Raw genomic sequence first — 17,732 nt, forward strand, 5'->3', positions numbered from 1 at the left:
CTCTCCCCAACTCCCCTCTCCCTTTGGGAGAGGGGCCGGGGGTGAGGGTGGGAGAGGGGCCGGGGGTGAGGGCAGCGGCGCCGAGTGCTTGGGTAGTGGCGAGAACCGCTTGGAGACTGTCTTAACCTAGGTTGAAGTGGCCATAGTTTTTCAACGGCTTTTGGACGGCCAGGGATCCCTTGAACCGGACTCCGTGACTCCTAAAGATAGCTAGAATAAACACCTACCTGTGTGAGCCTGGAAGATCGAAACAAGCGGCCAACCTGCGTTCCTCCTTAGAGAGTTGACAAGTGAGTGATCCAATCTGCCCAACCATGAGGAAACAACAAGTATTACAATTGCTCGGCGAGCAATTTGCCGAGATTTAAGAGCAGTTTGGCGTGCGGCGACTGGCCCTCTTTGGCTCAACCGCTCGTGGCGAGGATCAAGCCGGCAGCGACATCGATATCCTAGTTGAATTTATGGGTAAAGCCGACTCCAAGCATTACTTGAGTCTGCTCTTCTACTTGGAAGATAAACTTGGATGCTCCTTAGACCTTTTCACCGACAAGGCTCTGCGCCCCGAACTCCATCCATTGATAGAAAAAGAAGCAATCTATGTCCCGTGAATATCTGTGAAGTATCATCTAAACCAAGAGCCAATCTAGAGATAGCGGCTGATGTCTTCTCCCTGTTCTGCCAAGAACGACAAAGCCCGGAAGCGCAGCCCTACCACCTGATCGTAGAAGGGGTTGAGCTTGCACATCGGTGGAATGTGCATTATTTTGTGGCCACACAGCACCACATCTCGCTCGAAAGGACAGCGAGCCGGGATCCACCGACACAAAAAGTGGGCCAGCCGGGGATCCCCAACTTCAATGCTGTCAATTGCCGCTCGAATTGGTTGCAAGGGCGCCTGCAGCCAGTCGCGCAGGTGAGCCGCAGGCTTGAAGTACGTGGAAGTCATGGAATCCGTTTGCTCCTCTGAAGCTTTGCGCGCACGTTGCCAAGAAATCGTGGTAGAGCCCATAAGCTTTCACCTCAACACCTCAAGGGTGTTCGCTCTCTGCAGCAGTCATGCTCTCCTGCCCGGGTTTGTATCTAGGGAAACAGGAAGGCGTTTCTCTCCAGACTCAGTCTGCCTTCGGCGGCCAGAAACTTGCCTGGGTAACACAAAATCTCTGCTCAAGTTTGTAGAGGTACACATTTTGTATTCAAAAGTTAACCTGCAACGAAAACTACAGAATTGACCGCCTTGCCTGGCGAGCTGCCAGGGCTTGGGGATCCAGCTCAAGGCTGTTGTCCCTATTTCCAGGATGGAACAGAGCTTGGGCCTATGGTAGAGGGATCCCCGCACCAAAAGTTACCTTGAAGCATTGTTTTTCTTTATGATCAATATTTTCTCAAGATGTTGTTGTCGAGAGTTACAGGAGATAACGAGCAAGGGATCCCGGCTGCTGGGCACTCTACAATTCCAGGAGAGGTTCCCAGCGAGTGAGAAGCGGGCAGGGGATGGGAATCTCCTTTTTGTTACCTCGGTCTTTCTTCAGAGGCTGCTTATGAAATTGGCCTATTGGATGTATGCTGGCCCCGCCCACATCGGCACGCTGCGGGTGGCCAGTTCCTTCAAAAATGTCCACAGCATCATGCATGCTCCCCTGGGGGACGACTATTTCAACGTGATGCGTTCCATGTTGGAGCGGGAGCGGGACTTTACCCCGGTAACCACCAGCGTCGTTGACCGGCAGGTGTTGGCGCGGGGATCGGACGAGAAGGTGATTCGCAACATCGTCCGCAAAGATGGCGAGGAGCAGCCGGATTTGATTGTCGTCACCCCCACCTGCACCTCCAGCATTTTGCAGGAGGATCTGCATCACTTTGTGCGGCAGGCGCAGTTGGCCAGCCGCTGCGACGTGCTGCTGGCCGATGTCAACCACTACCGGGTCAACGAGTTGCAGGCCGCCGATCGCACCCTGCAGCAGATTGTGGAGTTCTACATCAACAAAGCCCGCAAAAGCGGCGAATTGGACGGCTTAGCCCAGAAGACGGAACGTCCTTCCTGCAACATCCTCGGCATCTCCAGCCTGGGCTTTCACCACGCCCACGATCTGCGGGAGTTGAAAAAGCTGCTGCGGGATCTGGGTATCGACCTTAACTTGGTGATCCCGCAGGGGGCCAGCGTCCACGATCTCAAGCATCTGGGGCGGGCCTGGTTCAACGTGGTGCCCTACCGCGAACTGGGGCCGATGACAGCTCGCTACTTGCAGGAGCAGTTTGGCACGCCCTACGTGGAGATCACCCCCATGGGAGTGGTGGAAACAGCCCGCTTCATCCGCCAAATCCAGCAGGTTCTCAACGAGCAAGGGATCCGGGCGGACTACGAGCCCTACATCCAGGAGCAGACCCTACATGTTTCCCAGGCGGCCTGGTTCTCCCGCTCCATCGATTGCCAAAACCTGACCGGCAAAAAGGCAGTGGTTTTTGGGGATTGCACCCATGCGGCAGCGATCACCAAGATCCTGGCCCGCGAGATGGGGATCCACGTGGTCTGGGCGGGCAGCTATTGCACCTACGATGGCGAGTGGTTTCAGGCGGAGGTGGGCGGGTATTGCGATCAGGTTCTGCTGACGGAGGATCACACCCGTGTGGCCGATGCCATTGCCCAGGCGGAGCCTGCTGCTATCTTCGGCACCCAGATGGAGCGGCATGTGGGCAAACGGCTGCGGATCCCCTGTGGGGTGATCTCCGCGCCCATCCACGTGCAGGATTTTCCCATCGGCTACAAGCCCTTTTTGGGCTACGAGGGCGCCAACCAAGTTGTGGACTTAATCTACAACTCCTTTACGCTGGGCATGGAGGATCATCTGCTGGAGGTCTTCGGCGGCCACGACACCAAAGAAGTGATCCACAAGAGCCTGAGCGCCGATTCCGATCTCATCTGGACGCGGGAGGCCCAGGCGGAGCTGAACAAGGTGCCCGGCTTTGTGCGGGGCAAGGTGAAGCGCAACACCGAAAAATTTGCCCGCGAGCGGGGCTTGGCTGAGATCAGCGTGGAGGTGATGTACGCCGCTAAGGAGGCTTTTGGCGCTTGATAGGGATCCCCTCGGCAACCTTTAACAACCTTTTGCTCTGACGTCTGCCTATGCGGCTTTTGGTTACGGGCGGGGCAGGATACATCGGCAGCCACACCTGCAAAGCTCTGGCGGCTGCTGGCCATCTCCCCATTGCTTACGACAACTTGATTTACGGGCACCCCTGGGCGGTTCGCTGGGGGCCGTTGGAAATCGGCGACATTGCCGACCGCGAGCGACTGGATCAGGTGATCCGACGCTATCGACCGGAAGGGGTGATCCACTTTGCCGCCTATGCCTATGTGGGTGAGTCGGTCAAGGATCCCGGCAAGTACTACCGCAACAATGTGGCCGGATCCCTGAGTTTGTTGGAGGCCATGCGAGATCACGGGATCCCGTACATTGTGTTCTCCAGCACCTGCGCCACTTACGGGGTGCCAGAGCGGCTCCCCATCCCTGAAAGTCATCCGCAACGTCCCATCAACCCCTACGGCCAGAGCAAGCTGATGGTGGAGCAGATCTTGCGGGATTTTCGGGCTGCCCACGGGATCCAGTCCATCAGCCTGCGCTACTTCAACGCCGCCGGCGCCGATCCCGACGGCGAAATCGGTGAAGCCCATGACCCGGAAACCCACCTGATCCCTTTGGTGCTGGATGCCGCCGCCGGCCAACGTCCCCACATCACCGTTTTCGGAGATGACTACGAGACCCCTGATGGCACCTGTATTCGAGACTACATCCATGTCGCCGACCTGGCTCAAGCCCACGTATTGGCAGCAGAGGCGCTGGCCTCTGGCCGGCCCGTGCAAGCAGCCTATAACCTGGGCAATGGCCAAGGCTTTTCCGTCAGGGAGGTCATCGCCGCCGCCGAAGCCGTGACCGGACAACAGATCCCGGTGCAAATGGGAGCACGCCGACCGGGGGATCCCCCCTGCCTGGTGGGCGATGCCGGTGCCATCCTGCGGGATCTCAACTGGAAACCTCTCTACAGCGACTTGGCCGAGATCATTCAAACAGCCTGGCGCTGGCACCAGAAGCGGCCCTATTTTGCCAAAGGCACATCCCTGCTCTAGGAGCACCTGAATGGACAACACAGATGCACCCAATAGCCTCTTGGTTGTGATGACCACGGTGGGATCCGAGGCCGAAGCCCACCGCTTGGCCCACACCTTGGTGGCCGAACGTCACGTGGCCTGTGCCCAGATCTTGCCCGGAATTACGTCCTACTATCGCTGGCAGGGATCCCTGCAGACCGATGCTGAGTTCCTCCTCCTGTTCAAATTGCCCGCGACCGCCTATCCTCGGCTCGAACAACGGCTGCGGGAGCTACATCCCTATGAAGAGCCGGAGATTCTGGCCATCCCAGCCAGCCAAGTGAGCGCCACCTATTTGGCTTGGGCCCGCGACCAGGTAGGGTGAAGAATAGCACGACTCCAGCTTGGCCATGATCGCTCTCTATCCCGGTAGCTTCGATCCCATTACCCTTGGGCATCTCGATATCATCGAGCGGGCCAGCCGTCTTTTTTCCAAGGTGATCGTCGCCGTCTTAAAAAACCCCAACAAAACCCCCCTCTTCAGCCCCGAGCAGCGGCAGGCCCAGATTAGCCTTTCCACTGCCCATCTGAAAAACGTTGAGGTCGATACCTTTTCCGGCTTGACGGTGGCCTATGCCCGTCAACGGGGGGCAAAAGTCATTGTGCGTGGCTTGCGCGTCCTGTCGGACTTCGATGTGGAGCTGCAAATGGCCCACACCAACAAGCTGCTGGCCCCCGAACTGGAAACCCTCTTCCTCGCCACCGCCAGCGAACACAGCTTCGTCAGCAGCAGCCTGGTCAAGGAGGTCGCCAAGCTGGGCGGCCCCATCGACCATCTCGTGCCGGCGCCGGTGGTTCAAGATCTGCGGGAGCGCTTTCCCCTGCCCTGAGGCTTGGGCAGCCGAATTGCCAACTAAAATTCAAGCAGTTGCATCCCTGCCGCCGCCGGGTCAAACCCTGCCGGAAAGCAGGTGCTGTGGTTGTACTGGGAGCCACTCAAGTTGGCTCCTTCCAAACGGGCTCCCTCCAGGTCGGCATAGCGCAGATCGGCACAGCGCAGATCGGCATTGGCCATATTGCTGCCGCGCAGGTTGGCATAGCGCAGGTTGGCCCCATGCAAATCGGATCCCTGGAGATCGGCGTGCCGCAGATCTGCCCCCCTCAAAAAAGCGTACTCTAAGCAGGATTGGGGAAAATGGCGCTCTCCCCGCTGGTAGCGGCTGAGCAACTCCGCGGCCCCTTGCAGAGCACACTGAGCAATGGTTTGAGTCATAATACTTCTCCCAAACGAGACTTGAGACCCTATCTCTATGCTCATCTTTATCATCGGGTTGAGTGGGTTTTGATCATCCCTGCTTAACAAATGATTTCATTTTTTGAGTCGATCGTTGCCCCAAGTTTTTTCGGAAAGATCTATCCTCGGAGATATCGCAGCTTGCCCAAATTGCGGGTTTGTGCGGCAATGTTTCTTAATTGTTTTTGTGAAGGATACTTAACGTCTGGGCTTATCGCCCAAGACAAACTGCGCCGGCAAGGCAGGCTAACCTGATCTTGCTGGGTTGTAGGGATCCCTCAACCTCTCCTTTTTCTCTGCAATCGATGTTTAGGATGTTCGCCCTTTTTCAGCCAGAGACCTATGCCCAAACGTAAGCGAATCGGGATCCTCACCAGCGGCGGCGATTGCGGCGGTCTCAACGCTGTGATTCGAGCGGTGGTGCGGCGGGCCCGCGACTACGACATGGATGTTTACGGCATCAAAGATGCGACGGCAGGACTGATGGCCCGACCGGTGGAGGCGGAGCTGCTGGATGTCAAGCGGGTTTCCGGCATTTTGCGCTATGGTGGCACCATCCTGGGCACTGTCAACAAGGGCAACCCCTTCGCCTATCCCATGCCCGACGGCAGCTTGGTGGATCGCTCGGCAGAGGTGATCACCGGCTACCACCGGCTGGGCTTGGATGCTTTGATCGGGGTGGGCGGGGATGGCAGCCTGGCCATTCTCCGGCAATTGGCTCTGCAGGGGGATTGGAACTTCGTCGGGATCCCTAAGACCATCGACAACGATGTTGGCGCCACCGAGTATTCGGTGGGGTTCAATACGGCTCTGAGCGTGGCTGTGGAGGCCCTGGATCAGCTCACCTACACGGCCATCAGCCACAGCCGGGTTATGGTCATGGAGGTGATGGGGCGGGATGCCGGTCACATTGCCATCAGCGCCGGCATTGCCGGGGGGGCGCATGTGATCTTGATCCCGGAGATCCCCTACAAGCTGGAGAATGTCTGCAAAAGGATCCTCGACCGCAAAGAGCGGGGCAACAATTTCAGCATTGTGGTGGTGGCGGAGGCCGTTCCCACCGAGTCAGGCGAGCCCATAACCTACACCAACAGCCTGGGGCAGTCTCTCTACGGTGGCATTGGCCATTATATTGGCAACGAGATCGCCCTGCGCACCGGCATCGAGACGCGGGTGATGGTTTTGGGCCATCTGCAGCGGGGAGGCACCCCTTCGCCGCTGGATCGCCTGCTGGGAGCAGCCTTTGGGGTGGCGGCTGTGGACCTGATCGCCCAGGGCAAGTACGACCGCATGGTGGCCTGGCAAAACCGGCGGGTGGTGGATGTGCCCCTGGCAGAGGCCATCGCCCAATACCGGCGGGTGGAGGTGGATGGGGCTTTGATCGCCACGGCTATCGGGTTGAATACCTATGTGGGCGAGGTGGATCCCCAGCTTCTGCGCCGCCTTTCCCCCTGAGCAAGTTACCGCCGGCAGAGACAATCTTCCGCCGATATCGGGGAACCTACACCACATCTGGCTTTGGCGACCCAAGCGCGGGATCCCGTTCACCGGACGGCGAAACTCCAAGGTGACCGAAAAGTGACCACCTGTAAAGGAGCAGCAGAAGGTTCTGGAGGAACGGCGGGATCCCACGGGTATCGGGAGGCGGGGTCTAGGTGCCGAGAACGGCTTGCAAAGACCCCACATCGCAGTAGTACACCTGATGAGGGTGGGCATACCCCTTCAGCTCTACGGCCTGCTGCGAGAAGCAGGTGGCTGCCTGCCCCAGTTGTTTGGCCAAGCAGATATAGGTGTCGTGGCTGATGGCCAAGTCGGTGTTGAGGGTGCGGGTGGCACTCTCGATGCGAAAGGCCAAATTCACTGTATCTCCCAAGGCCGTGTACTCCTGGCGAGTGTTGTTGCCCACCTGGCGCACAATCGCCGAGCCGGTGTTGACACCTGCCCCCAGCCGGATGGGAGAAGGCAGGGGAAACTCGCCGTTCAGGTGCTCGGTCATTTGAAACAGCTTCGTCATGGCCTGCAAAACCGACTTGACGTCGAGATCCATTCCCGGCGCTGCGGTTTCCAGGGGAGCTGGGTTGGCTTGGGGCGCGTGGAACCAAACGGCCATGATCGCATCGCCAATGTATTTATCGACCGTGCCGCCGTACTGCTGAATGATATCTCCGCCCCGCCGGAACCAATCGCCCATCACCTGCGACAGCAGGCGCTCGTCCAGTTGTTGGGTCAGTTGTCCGTAACCGCGCACATCCACCACAGCCACCGAGATCAGCCAGCGGGTTTGCAGAACCAGAGTGTCCGACGGTTTGGCCGCAGAACTGGGTTCTGAGCTGGCCAGGGATCCGCTGTGAAACTCGAGCTGGGATTGTCCAAGGGTGAGGTGATCTCCATCTTGCAGCAGGGTGGGAATGCTGACGCGGCGATTGTTGACGAAGGAGCCGTTGCGGCTGCCCAGATCGATGAGATAGATGCTGTTGTGGTCGAGGTATTGCAGCAGGGCATGTTGGCGCGAAACGCTGGGATCGGTTAGGACGATGGCGTTGTCTTCATCGCGGCCCAGCGTCCAAGCGGTCGCTCCGGAGAGAATGTACTTCCTCTGGCTGCCGTCCGGCTCTCTCAGGACGACATAGGGTGCGGCGGCAGATTCGCTCGTGAAGCTCATGGCAAGAGGGATTGTAGACGCGACCACACTACTCAATACGATACCCCGCTCGCCTTCGGTTATCGGGGCGGGCTCTGAGAATGGGCTTGGCGGGGAGCTGACCCGACCGATATCATTTTGTGTAGATACATTAAGGTGTATGCTGGATCCTGCCCATCCCATTCCTGCTGAGCAACAGCCGCTGCGGCAGTATGCCGAGCTAAGGGAGTCTTTTCCTTTCTCCTGGCCCGCTTTGGGGTGGATTCCTTATCTCCGGCGAATCGGCGCTGTTTGGGGAGCGGTCGTGCTGGCGGTTTCCCCGCTGGTTTGGAGCAGCTTTGCCGGGGACTGGGGCCACTTCGTCTCTGGGTCTGTGCTGGGGGCCAATGCTTTGCTCGGCCTGGTGTTGCTCCATCTTTATTTGGGATGGGCCTATGTGCGGCGGCGCTTGCTGCAGGCCCGGATCCCCTATGAAGAAAGTGGCTGGTACGATGGGGCGATGTATGCCAAATCGGAAGAGGAACTGGCTCAGCATCGGCTGATCGTCAGCTATCAGATCGACCCTGTGTTGCAGCGCCTGCGACGCAGCCTGTGGGGTGTGGTGGGCTTAAGCGGGCTGGTGGCCCTGCTTTGGCCATTGGAGTAGAGGGGGTTGGCTGTTGTTCGGGATCCCAAACTGTGCATGTAACTTCTGATTTGGCTCAAACCTTGCGACCCACCGCTGTGGCCATCGGCAACTTCGATGGCCTGCATCTGGGCCATCAGAAGGTGCTGCAGCCGATTCGAGACTCTCTCCAGGGGGTGCGCACCGTCCTCACCTTTCATCCCCATCCCCAAGAAGTGCTGACAGGGCGCCGGCAACTGTTGCTCACTCCCCCTGCCGAAAAGCTGGCTCTGTTGGCGCAGATGGGTTTTGAGCAGGTGGTGTTGCTCCCCTTCACCCCTGCATTTGCCCGCCAGCCGCCCCAAGAGTTTATCCAAACAGTACTGGAACAGGGCTTGCGCGCTCGCCATCTCAGCGTCGGCTGGGATTTCTGCTTTGGCCACCGTCGTGCCGGCAACGCCCAAACCCTCCAAGCCTGGGGATCCGAGCGCTGCATTCCGGTGGAGGTGATCCCAGAGGCACAACTGAACGGGGAACGGGTGAGCAGCTCCCGCATTCGCGCTGCCTTAGCGACCGGGGAGGTGTCCACCGCCGCAGCGCTCTTGGGTCGCCCCTATCGGCTGATGGGAGAGGTGGTGCGAGGGGATCAGCGGGGCCGACAACTGGGCTTTCCCACCGCCAATCTGCGCCTGCCCCCGGAGAAGTTTTTGCCCCGCGATGGGGTGTACAGCGTTTGGGTGGATGTGCCTGCGGCGGCGGCAGCCCTGCCTGGGGTGATGAACATCGGTCACCGCCCCACGTTTGCCGGGCTACAGCACACCGTCGAGGTACATCTGCTGGATTGGACAGGGGATCTCTACGGGCAAGAGGTGCAAGTGGCGCTGCAGGGCTTTATTCGCCCAGAGCGGAGGTTTCCGGCAGTGGCGGATTTGGTGCAGCAAATTCAGCAAGACTGCCAAACGGCCCGTCAGCAGTTGGGCTTGGCCGAGCACGTGGGCCTGCTGTAGAGGGGCTTAACATCCTCTCGCAGAGAGTTGGCAAGCGCCCATGCTCACCCAGGCGCTGCTGCCATCCCTCCGGTGTTCTTTTTCCCAGATGGGGGCGTTGTGCTTGAGGTTGTTATCGCGAACAGAGCTGCTCATCACCACCACTGCCCCATTGCCCGGATGGGATGCCTCTTGGTGGACACGGTCGATGGATGGGGGAGCGAGGGTGATCTGGAAGGAGGTTTTCAGGGCGGCCAGAAGGTTCATGATGGCTCGAGCAGGGATCCCCACAACAAGGCTATCGCTTCTGACCATTCCACCGTAGCTCCGTAGGTGTCCCCCGTGTGCCCTCCCAACTGGCGGTAGATCCAATAGCCCACGGCCAGGGCTCCCAGGGCAGATCCCAGCGTCCAAAGCAGCAAAGGCTGCCAAGCCAGGAGTCCGGCCCAGCCCAACCCCCCAGTGATGGCCAGCAACAGCAGCGTGCCCGGCCACAGGGATCCCGGCAGAGCAGTGGAGTCTTTGAGGAAGCGGGCGGATCCCTGCCGGCGCAGATAGGGGTAAAGGGCGATGGCGAGCAACTGGCCCCAACGCCCCCAAGCCGGCACCAGCAGCAAGAGAGGCCAGACCTGAAGGCTGCTCAGAGCGGCAAATTTCAGCAGCAGCAGCAGCAGCAAGGCCAGCACCCCATAGGCCCCGGTGTGGCTGTCGCTCATCACCTGCAGGCGGCGGGATCCCTCCAGGTGCCGGGCCGACGGTTGCGGATCCCCTGCCTGAGGATGTTTGTGGACGTTGATCGCCAGGCCATCAGCCGTATCGGCCACCCCGTCTAGGTGCAGCCCACCGGTCAACAGAGCCCACAGAGCCACCAGCAAAGCCGCTCGCACCGCATTTGGGAACATCTGCAGCAGAAGCGCCGCCAGGGAGAGGATCCCGCCCAGCAGCAGGCCTACCACCGGCAGCCAGACGGCGATGCCCTCAAACGATAGCCCACCCGCCCGCCCCAAAGGCAAGGCGGTGTAGAAAGTCAAAGCTGCCCACAAACGCCTCACCGGCTCGGCCTTGAGGCGGGCATCAGCCGCTGGAACAAGCTTGGCGGGCTAGGAATCATCGCGAATGGTTCGCTCCACAACAACGGTCAGCTTGGCCACCAGAGCTCCGATCGCTCCCACAGCCGCCAACACCGGAAACAGAGCCGCCCCCAACACCCCTGCGGCCACTCCTACGCCCAGAGGGATCTCGATCAACGTCTGCCCTTCGGCATTTTTGATCAAGATGCGGCGAACATTGGCCTCTTCGATCAGCTCGCGGATCTTGGCCAACAGCTCGTCCCCGCTGATCTTAAACTCCTCCACGTGGTACTCCAGCCTGGCCGGAGGCAGATCCCTGCCCTCCCCGTCGGCCTTTGCAGAGGAGTTGGGATCCGGCGTCTCATGGGGGTTCATGCTGAAGAGGCTCCATACGTCGGTTGGCAGCGGCAACTGAGTCCATCCTAAGACCGGATCCTAGCGGATGTACTCTTTCAACACACTGTTGCGATTGGGGTGGCGCAGCTTGCGCAGAGCCTTAGCCTCGATCTGCCGGATCCGCTCGCGGGTTACATTAAAGATCTGGCCGATTTCTTCCAAGGTTTTCATGCGGCCGTCATCCAGGCCGTAGCGCAGCTTCAGCACATCCCGTTCGCGGGGGGTGAGGGTTTCCAAAACGCTCTCCAGATCTTCTCTGAGCAAGACTTTGGCCACCCGATCCTCCGGCGTCTCCCCGTCGGACTCGATAAAGTCGCCCAGGCGCGAATCCTCTTCCTTGCCGATGGGCGTTTCTAAAGAAATGGGGAGCTGGGCCGACTTGGCGATAAAGCGCAACTTTTCGATGGTGATCTCCATGCGGGTGGCGATCTCCTCTTCGGTGGGCTTGCGGCCCAGCTCCTGAGAAAGCAACTTGGTCACCTTTTTGATGCGGGAGATCGTCTCGTAGAGGTGGACGGGCAGGCGAATGGTGCGGGATTGGTCGGCAATGGCGCGGGTGATGGCCTGGCGGATCCACCAGGTGGCATAGGTGGAAAACTTGTAGCCCTTCTCGTGGTCAAACTTTTCTGCTGCCCGGATCAGGCCCAGGGATCCCTCTTGGATAAGATCCTGAAACGACAAGCCCCGGTTCATGTATTTTTTGGCGATGGACACCACCAAGCGCAGGTTGGATTGCACCATCTTTTCTTTGGCCCGCCGCCCCCGATGCAACCGCCGCCGAAATTCCGGCAGGGACATTTTGACTTCCTCTGCCCAGAGGGTGTCGGGCACCTCCTCTGGATCCGACCAGAGGCCCATGCGCTGAAAAACGGCCTCGCGAGCGCGCTCTAGCTCCAGCAGATCGGCAATTTTGCGGGCCAGCTCGATTTCCTCATCGGCCCGCAGCAGCCGGATGCGCCCGATTTCCTGTAAATAGACCCGGATGGAGTCATCGGTGTAGGGCTTTTTCTTACTGGCCGCTTTGCGCTTCGAACGACCCTTGGCGCCGACGGCGACAGTCTCGCCATCCTCGTCTGCTACCTCTTCTTCGTCCTCATCCTCATCAAAAGCATCAGTGTCACCGGTATCCAGTTCGCTCTCGAGCGTGTCCGTCCCACTCTCCAACTCCAGAGCGCTGGAAGATGGATTTTCCAGATCCGGTTCGAGAAGCGCTGTTTGACCAGACTGCACCAATTCCTTTGCTTGAGCCATGCTGAGTTCCTCGTGATCCTGATCACAGACAACAGAAGGTGACTAGAGGAGGCTAGACGCCAAAAGGAGGAGAGCCAGTTGCAGCTCTGCCGCCTCCCACAGCGCCAGAGTGAGAGAGTTAGACCGGCAAACCAAAACCTGGCTTGCCCGCTTCTAATAGGCGATTGCTCCGGTCAATCTGGAAGCAGATATCGCTCATGGGGCTTAACTGAACTGGCGCAAGACTCATCTTGATGGACGGAGCCTCTCGCAGTTGCGAAAGGCGGATCTTTTTCTTCGCCAATCTTGCGACGGCAGGCGAGGCACTTCACCAGGGGGACAGGACATTCAGCACCTCAACCACTCCAACCTAGGAGAAGAAGATCCCTCTACAGCAGGCAGCAAATGGCCTCAAAGGGAGCACTTGCAGGCAACTGTAGCCGTTCTCACCAAAACGTCTTCCCTAAATTAGCCCGACCTTGGGGAAACAGCAACGGGGCAGGCAAAGAAAATGTTAAATCCACCTCAATAACCAAAGTCGGATCCCTGGCCTCGGTCTAGTCCAAGCGAAAGGCTCAATGCTACCTTAAATCAGACTTTCTTTAGATCCAACTTGATCCCTGCCTGCGCCGCACCGCCTATGACCCATCCCTTCCTACAGCATCTCCAGGAACGTGTGATCGTCTTCGACGGGGCAATGGGATCCTCTCTGCAAGCCCAGAACCTGACGGCAGCCGATTTTGGTGGGCCGGAGCTGGAAGGCTGCAACGAGATCCTGGTGCTGAGCAAGCCGGAGGCGGTGGCGCAGGTTCACCGGGGTTTTCTAGAGGTGGGGGCCGACGTCATCGAGACCAATACCTTTGGCGCCACCTCGATTGTCTTGGCCGAGTACGGGATCCCGGAAAAAGCCTACGAGCTCAACGTGGCGGCGGCGCGGCTGGCCAAGCGGGTGGCAGCCGAGTTCTCAACGCCGGAAAAGCCTCGTTTTGTGGCCGGCTCCATCGGCCCCACCACCAAGCTGCCCACCCTGGGGCACATCGGCTTTGACCAGATGCGGGCTGCCTATGAGGAGCAGGTGCGGGGGCTCCTCGACGGCGGGGCGGATCTCCTCATTATCGAGACCTGTCAGGACATTCTGCAGACCAAGGCGGCCTTGGTGGCCGTGCAGCAGGAGTTGGCCCGGCGGGGGATCCGCCTGCCGGTGGTGGTGTCCCTGACCTTTGAGGTGCAGGGGACGATGCTGGTGGGCACGGAGATCGGGGCGGCGCTGGCCGTCCTGGAGCCCTACCCCATCGATGTGCTGGGCCTCAACTGCGCCACCGGGCCGGACAAGATGGCCGAGCACATCCGCTACCTCTCCCGCCATTCCCCCTTCCCCATCTCCTGCATCCCCAACGCCGGTCTGCCGGAAAACATCGGCGGCAAGGCCCACTACAAGCTGACGCCGGAGCAGTTGCGCTTCCACCTGGAACACTTTGTGCGGGATCTGGGGGTGGCGGTGGTGGGGGGCTGCTGCGGCACCCGCCCGGAGCACATCGCCGCCTTGGTGGCAGCCGTCCAGGGGTTGCGGCCCAAACGCCGCGCCGTCGAGCGCATCCAGGCTGCCGCCTCGATCTACTCGCCCCAGCCCTACCTCCAGGACAACTCGTTTTTAATCATCGGCGAGCGGCTCAATGCCAGCGGCTCCAAGAAGATGCGGGAGCTGCTCAACGCTGAAGATTGGGACGGCCTGGTGGCCCTGGCGCGGGAGCAGGTGCGGGAGGGATCCCACATCCTCGACGTGAACGTGGACTACGTGGGCCGGGATGGGGTGCGGGATATGCGGGAGCTGGTCTCGCGGCTGGTGACCCAGATCCCGCTTCCCCTGATGCTGGATTCCACCGACTGGCAGAAGATGGAGGCTGGCCTCAAGGTGGCCGGGGGCAAGTGCCTGCTCAACTCCACCAATTACGAGGATGGGGAAGAGCGCTTCCTCAAGGTGCTGGAGCTGGCCAAGACCTACGGCGCGGGGGTGGTCATCGGCACCATCGACGAGGAGGGCATGGCCCGCACCGCCGAGAAGAAGTTCCAGATTGCCGAGCGGGCCTATCGCCAGGCAGTTGAGTACGGGATCCCGCCCTACGAGATTTTCTTTGACCCCTTGGCTTTGCCCATTTCCACCGGCATTGAGGAAGACCGCGCCAACGGAGCGGCCACCCTGGAAGGGATCCGCCGCATCCGCCAGGCTTTCCCCGATACCCACATCCTCTTGGGCATCTCCAACATCTCCTTTGGACTTTCGCCGGCAGCCCGCGTGGTCTTGAACTCGGTGTTTTTGCACGAGTGCCGCCAGGCCGGGCTGGATGCCGCCATCGTCAGCGCCGCCAAAATCCTGCCCCTAAGCAAGATCCCGGAGGAGCAGCAGCAGGTGTGCCGGGATCTCATTTGGGATCGGCGGCAGTTTAACGCTGAGGGCATCTGCACCTACGATCCCCTGGCGCGGCTGACGGAGCTGTTTGCAGGGGTTTCCAGCCAGGAGCTGCGGGCGGCGGGATCCCTGGCCAAGCTGCCGCTGGAGGAGCGGCTGCGGCGGCACATCATCGATGGGGAGCGCATCGGCCTGGAGGAGACCCTGGCGGAGGCGCTGCAGAAATACTCCCCCCTGGAGATCATCAATACCTTTTTGCTGGACGGCATGAAGGAGGTGGGGGAGCTTTTTGGCGCCGGCAAAATGCAACTGCCTTTTGTGCTGCAGTCGGCAGAAACCATGAAGGCGGCGGTGAAATACCTAGAGCCCTTCATGGAAAAGGTGGGCGGGGAGGTGTGCAAGGGCACCTTCTTGATCGCCACCGTCAAGGGGGATGTCCACGACATCGGCAAAAACCTGGTGGACATCATCCTCACCAACAACGGCTACAAGGTCATCAATTTGGGCATCAAGCAGCCGGTGGAAAACATCATCGAGGCTTATGAAAAGTACAAGCCCGACTGCATTGCCATGAGCGGCCTGTTGGTGAAATCCACTGCGTTTATGAAAGAAAATCTGGAGGTGTTTAACGAGCGGGGCATCGCCGTGCCTGTGATCCTAGGGGGGGCGGCCCTTACCCGCCGCTTTGTGGAAGAAGACTGCCGCCAGACCTACAAGGGCCAAGTCATCTATGGCCGCGATGCCTTTACCGACCTGCACTTTATGGATCGGCTGATGCAGGCCAAGGCTGCCGGGCGCTGGGATGACCGGCTGGGTTTTCTGGATGACTTGGAGCAGCGAGTCAACGGCCAGAAGGAGGCTGCTGCGGATCCAGCGGATCCCACCCTGCCTCCCCCGGAGACCACTGTGGGTGCTGCTCCTGCCCTTGCGGTCTCGGCTGGCGACGGTGGGGCAGACACCCGTCGTTCCGAGGCGGTTACCCTGGATACCGAGCGGCCCATCCCCCCCTTCTGGGGATCCAAAGTTCTCGCCTCAGATCAGATCCCCTGGCCGGAAGTCTTCTTCTATATCGACAAGCAGGCCCTGGTGGCCGGCCAGTGGCAGATCCGCAAGCCGCGCGACCAGTCGGCGGAGGAGTTTGCCCAGTTTCTCGCCACCCAGGTGGAGCCGGTGATCGAGCGTTGGAAGGAGCGGATCCTGAGCGAAGACCTGCTGCACCCGCAGGTGGTCTATGGCTACTTCCCGGCGCAGGCGGAAGGGAATACGTTAATCCTCTTCGACCCGGCCAGCTTCCCCGAGCTGTTTGCTCTAGAGCCCGGCTCCACCACCTACTTCCAACTGCCCACCGTCGAGCGCCCCCAGCTTTCTCCCCAGGTGCGGGAGCTGGCCCGCTTCACCTTCCCCCGCCAAAAAACCGGCCAGCGCCTCTGCATTGCCGACTTCTTCGCCGATCGCTCCACCGGCCTGGTGGACGTTTTCCCCATGCAGGCAGTTACAGTGGGGCCAGAGGCTACGGCCTACGCCCAGCGCCTGTTTGCCGAAGGCCAGTACACCGACTACCTCTACTTCCACGGCCTGGCCGTCACCCTGGCAGAAGCCTTAGCAGAGTGGTGCCACGCCCGCATCCGGCGGGAGCTGGGCTTTGGCGGCGAGGACAGCCCCGACATCCGCCAGATCCTGCACCAGGGCTACCGCGGCTCCCGCTACAGCTTCGGCTATCCTGCCTGCCCCAACATCGCCGATCAGCGGGTTTTGTTGGAGCTGCTCCGGGCCGAGCGCATCGGCCTGACCATGGACGACAGCGACCAGTTGGATCCGGAACAGTCCACCACTGCCATCGTCGCCTACCACCCGGCGGCCCGCTATTTCAATACTTGATCCCTCACCCCCAGCCCCTCTCCCTGAGATCCTCACCCACGGCCTCTCTCCCTGAGGGATCCACCCTCACCCCCAGCCCCTCTCCCTGAGGGATCCACCCTCACCCCCAGCCCCTCTCCCTGAGGGAGAGGGGGGCTAGCGGGAGCGGCTGAGCAGGGGAAACCCCATCACCACGACCAAGGTAGCCAGGATGATCACGGTGGAGAGGGCGTTGATCTCCGGCGTCACCCCCCGCCGCGCCGTGCTGTAGATGAGGATGGGCAGGGTCTGGCTTTCCGGCCCGCTGGTGAAAAAGGAGATGACAAAGTCATCGATGGAGAGGGTAAAGGCCAGCAGCGCCGCGGCCAGGATCCCCGGCCTGGCCAGGGGCAAGGTTACATAGCGCAGCTTCTGCCAGGTGTTGGCGTAGAGGTCGTAGGCGGCTTCCTCCAAAGCGGGATCCAAAAGCTGCAGGCGGCTGCGCACCACGATGGCCACAAAGGCAATCTGAAAGGTGATGTGGGCCAGGATCATCGTCCCCAAGCCCAGCTCAAACCAGCCGGTGTAGGCGCGCACAAACTGGTAAAACAGCAGCAGCGTAATCGCCATCACAATATCAGGGACAGTTACCGGCAACAGCAGCAACCCCTGCACAATCCTTTGGCCGGGGAAACGGTAGCGGTACAGCCCGTAGCCCAAGAGGGATCCCAGCACCGTGCTCACCAGAGTGCTGACTCCAGCCAAGACAAGGGTATTTTGCGTGGCCTGCCAGATCGCGGCATTGCGAAAGAGAGCCAAGTACCAATCGAAGGTAAAACCCGTCCACGCCAGGCCAAAGCGGGCGCGGTTAAAAGAATAGACGGCAATCAGCACAATCGGCAGGTAGAGAAAGCCATAGATGGCATAGCTCACTCCCCGCAGCCAGATGGGTACCCTCGGCAACATTTGGTTGTGCTATCTCGGTTGTGTCTATCTCACTGTAGAGCAAATGAGGGCAACTCCCCAGTTTCAGGCATCCGCTTGCAACCATGCCTACACGCTAAAGCCTCTCATCAATACTCTCATCAATATGAGGTTATTTGTGACTGAATTCGTTGAATTGACGATGGGATCCCGACAGCTTTGACATACTCCCCACAGCCGTACAGTTTTTTCTGACTTCA

At 59.9% G+C, this 17,732-nt stretch carries 17 protein-coding genes; 9 read left to right on the plus strand and 8 right to left on the minus strand.

What is annotated here, in order from left to right; all coding sequences use genetic code 11:
- Positions 1-380 precede the first annotated feature (380 nt).
- Positions 381-608, plus strand: coding sequence for a nucleotidyltransferase family protein (locus NW853_RS04435; RefSeq protein ID WP_414347993.1), 228 nt, complete (start codon positions 381-383; stop codon positions 606-608).
- A 35-nt stretch (positions 609-643) separates the two neighbouring features.
- On the opposite strand, the gene NW853_RS04440 is transcribed toward NW853_RS04435, so the two are convergent.
- Positions 644-946, minus strand: coding sequence for a Mo-dependent nitrogenase C-terminal domain-containing protein (locus NW853_RS04440; RefSeq protein WP_414332782.1), 303 nt, complete (start codon positions 944-946; stop codon positions 644-646).
- A 592-nt stretch (positions 947-1,538) separates the two neighbouring features.
- On the opposite strand from NW853_RS04440, the gene bchB reads away from it, so the two are divergent.
- The 4 genes from bchB to coaD are packed head-to-tail and all read left to right on the plus strand — an operon-like array spanning position 1,539 to position 4,974.
- Positions 1,539-3,071: a ferredoxin:protochlorophyllide reductase (ATP-dependent) subunit B gene (gene bchB, locus NW853_RS04445; protein ID WP_414332780.1), complete on the plus strand. Its 1,533-nt coding sequence runs from the start codon at positions 1,539-1,541 to the stop codon at positions 3,069-3,071.
- Between the two features lie 50 nt (positions 3,072-3,121).
- The gene (gene galE, locus NW853_RS04450) at positions 3,122-4,123 is read left to right on the plus strand and encodes a UDP-glucose 4-epimerase GalE (protein ID WP_414332779.1); all 1,002 of its coding nucleotides are present in this window, start codon (positions 3,122-3,124) and stop codon (positions 4,121-4,123) included.
- Between the two features lie 10 nt (positions 4,124-4,133).
- Positions 4,134-4,469: a divalent-cation tolerance protein CutA gene (gene cutA / locus NW853_RS04455; RefSeq protein ID WP_414332778.1), complete on the plus strand. Its 336-nt coding sequence runs from the start codon at positions 4,134-4,136 to the stop codon at positions 4,467-4,469.
- A 25-nt stretch (positions 4,470-4,494) separates the two neighbouring features.
- The gene (coaD, locus tag NW853_RS04460; protein WP_414348019.1) at positions 4,495-4,974 is read left to right on the plus strand and encodes a pantetheine-phosphate adenylyltransferase; all 480 of its coding nucleotides are present in this window, start codon (positions 4,495-4,497) and stop codon (positions 4,972-4,974) included.
- A 23-nt stretch (positions 4,975-4,997) separates the two neighbouring features.
- On the opposite strand, the gene NW853_RS04465 is transcribed toward coaD, so the two are convergent.
- Positions 4,998-5,357: a pentapeptide repeat-containing protein gene (locus tag NW853_RS04465; RefSeq protein WP_414347995.1), complete on the minus strand. Its 360-nt coding sequence runs from the start codon at positions 5,355-5,357 to the stop codon at positions 4,998-5,000.
- 363 nt (positions 5,358-5,720) lie between these two features.
- Here NW853_RS04465 and NW853_RS04470 point away from each other — a divergent pair, with 363 nt between their 5' ends.
- Entirely contained in the window at positions 5,721-6,833 is a 1,113-nt protein-coding gene (locus NW853_RS04470; protein ID WP_414347998.1) for an ATP-dependent 6-phosphofructokinase, read from the plus strand.
- Positions 6,834-7,029: 196 nt separating this feature from the next.
- Here the strand turns inward: NW853_RS04470 and NW853_RS04475 are convergent, their stop codons facing one another.
- Positions 7,030-8,040, minus strand: coding sequence for an FHA domain-containing protein (locus NW853_RS04475; protein ID WP_414332770.1), 1,011 nt, complete (start codon positions 8,038-8,040; stop codon positions 7,030-7,032).
- Between the two features lie 139 nt (positions 8,041-8,179).
- Here NW853_RS04475 and NW853_RS04480 point away from each other — a divergent pair, with 139 nt between their 5' ends.
- Positions 8,180-8,665 carry a CGLD27 family protein gene (locus NW853_RS04480; protein ID WP_414332768.1) on the plus strand — a complete coding sequence of 162 codons (486 nt, stop codon included), beginning with the start codon at positions 8,180-8,182 and terminating at the stop codon, positions 8,663-8,665.
- Positions 8,666-8,697: 32 nt separating this feature from the next.
- Complete coding sequence (locus NW853_RS04485) at positions 8,698-9,630, plus strand: bifunctional riboflavin kinase/FAD synthetase (RefSeq protein ID WP_414332766.1); 933 nt, start codon at positions 8,698-8,700, stop codon at positions 9,628-9,630.
- Positions 9,631-9,636: 6 nt separating this feature from the next.
- Here NW853_RS04485 and NW853_RS04490 read toward each other — a convergent pair whose 3' ends face one another.
- Genes NW853_RS04490 through rpoD form a run of 4 tightly spaced genes read right to left on the minus strand, consistent with a single transcriptional unit; the run spans position 9,637 to position 12,326 of the window.
- Positions 9,637-9,876: a hypothetical protein gene (locus tag NW853_RS04490; RefSeq protein ID WP_414348000.1), complete on the minus strand. Its 240-nt coding sequence runs from the start codon at positions 9,874-9,876 to the stop codon at positions 9,637-9,639.
- Positions 9,873-10,661 carry an adenosylcobinamide-GDP ribazoletransferase gene (cobS, locus tag NW853_RS04495; protein ID WP_414348003.1) on the minus strand — a complete coding sequence of 263 codons (789 nt, stop codon included), beginning with the start codon at positions 10,659-10,661 and terminating at the stop codon, positions 9,873-9,875. The genes NW853_RS04490 and cobS overlap by 4 nt, the downstream gene beginning before the upstream one ends.
- Before the next feature lie 48 nt (positions 10,662-10,709).
- Positions 10,710-11,054 (minus strand): DUF4342 domain-containing protein, encoded by a 345-nt coding sequence (locus NW853_RS04500; protein WP_414348006.1) that lies wholly within the window; start codon positions 11,052-11,054, stop codon positions 10,710-10,712.
- Between the two features lie 60 nt (positions 11,055-11,114).
- Positions 11,115-12,326 carry an RNA polymerase sigma factor RpoD gene (gene rpoD, locus NW853_RS04505; RefSeq protein WP_414332759.1) on the minus strand — a complete coding sequence of 404 codons (1,212 nt, stop codon included), beginning with the start codon at positions 12,324-12,326 and terminating at the stop codon, positions 11,115-11,117.
- Positions 12,327-12,945: 619 nt separating this feature from the next.
- Here rpoD and metH point away from each other — a divergent pair.
- Entirely contained in the window at positions 12,946-16,590 is a 3,645-nt protein-coding gene (gene metH, locus NW853_RS04510; protein WP_414348009.1) for a methionine synthase, read from the plus strand.
- A gap of 135 nt (positions 16,591-16,725) precedes the next feature.
- Here metH and NW853_RS04515 read toward each other — a convergent pair whose 3' ends face one another.
- A complete protein-coding gene (locus NW853_RS04515; RefSeq protein ID WP_414332756.1) occupies positions 16,726-17,514 on the minus strand; it encodes an ABC transporter permease in 789 nt (262 codons plus the stop codon).
- Positions 17,515-17,732 lie beyond the last annotated feature (218 nt).

The organism is Synechococcus sp. H55.11, from assembly GCF_047462475.1.
In the GTDB taxonomy this organism is placed as follows: Bacteria; Cyanobacteriota; Cyanobacteriia; order Thermostichales; family Thermostichaceae; genus Thermostichus.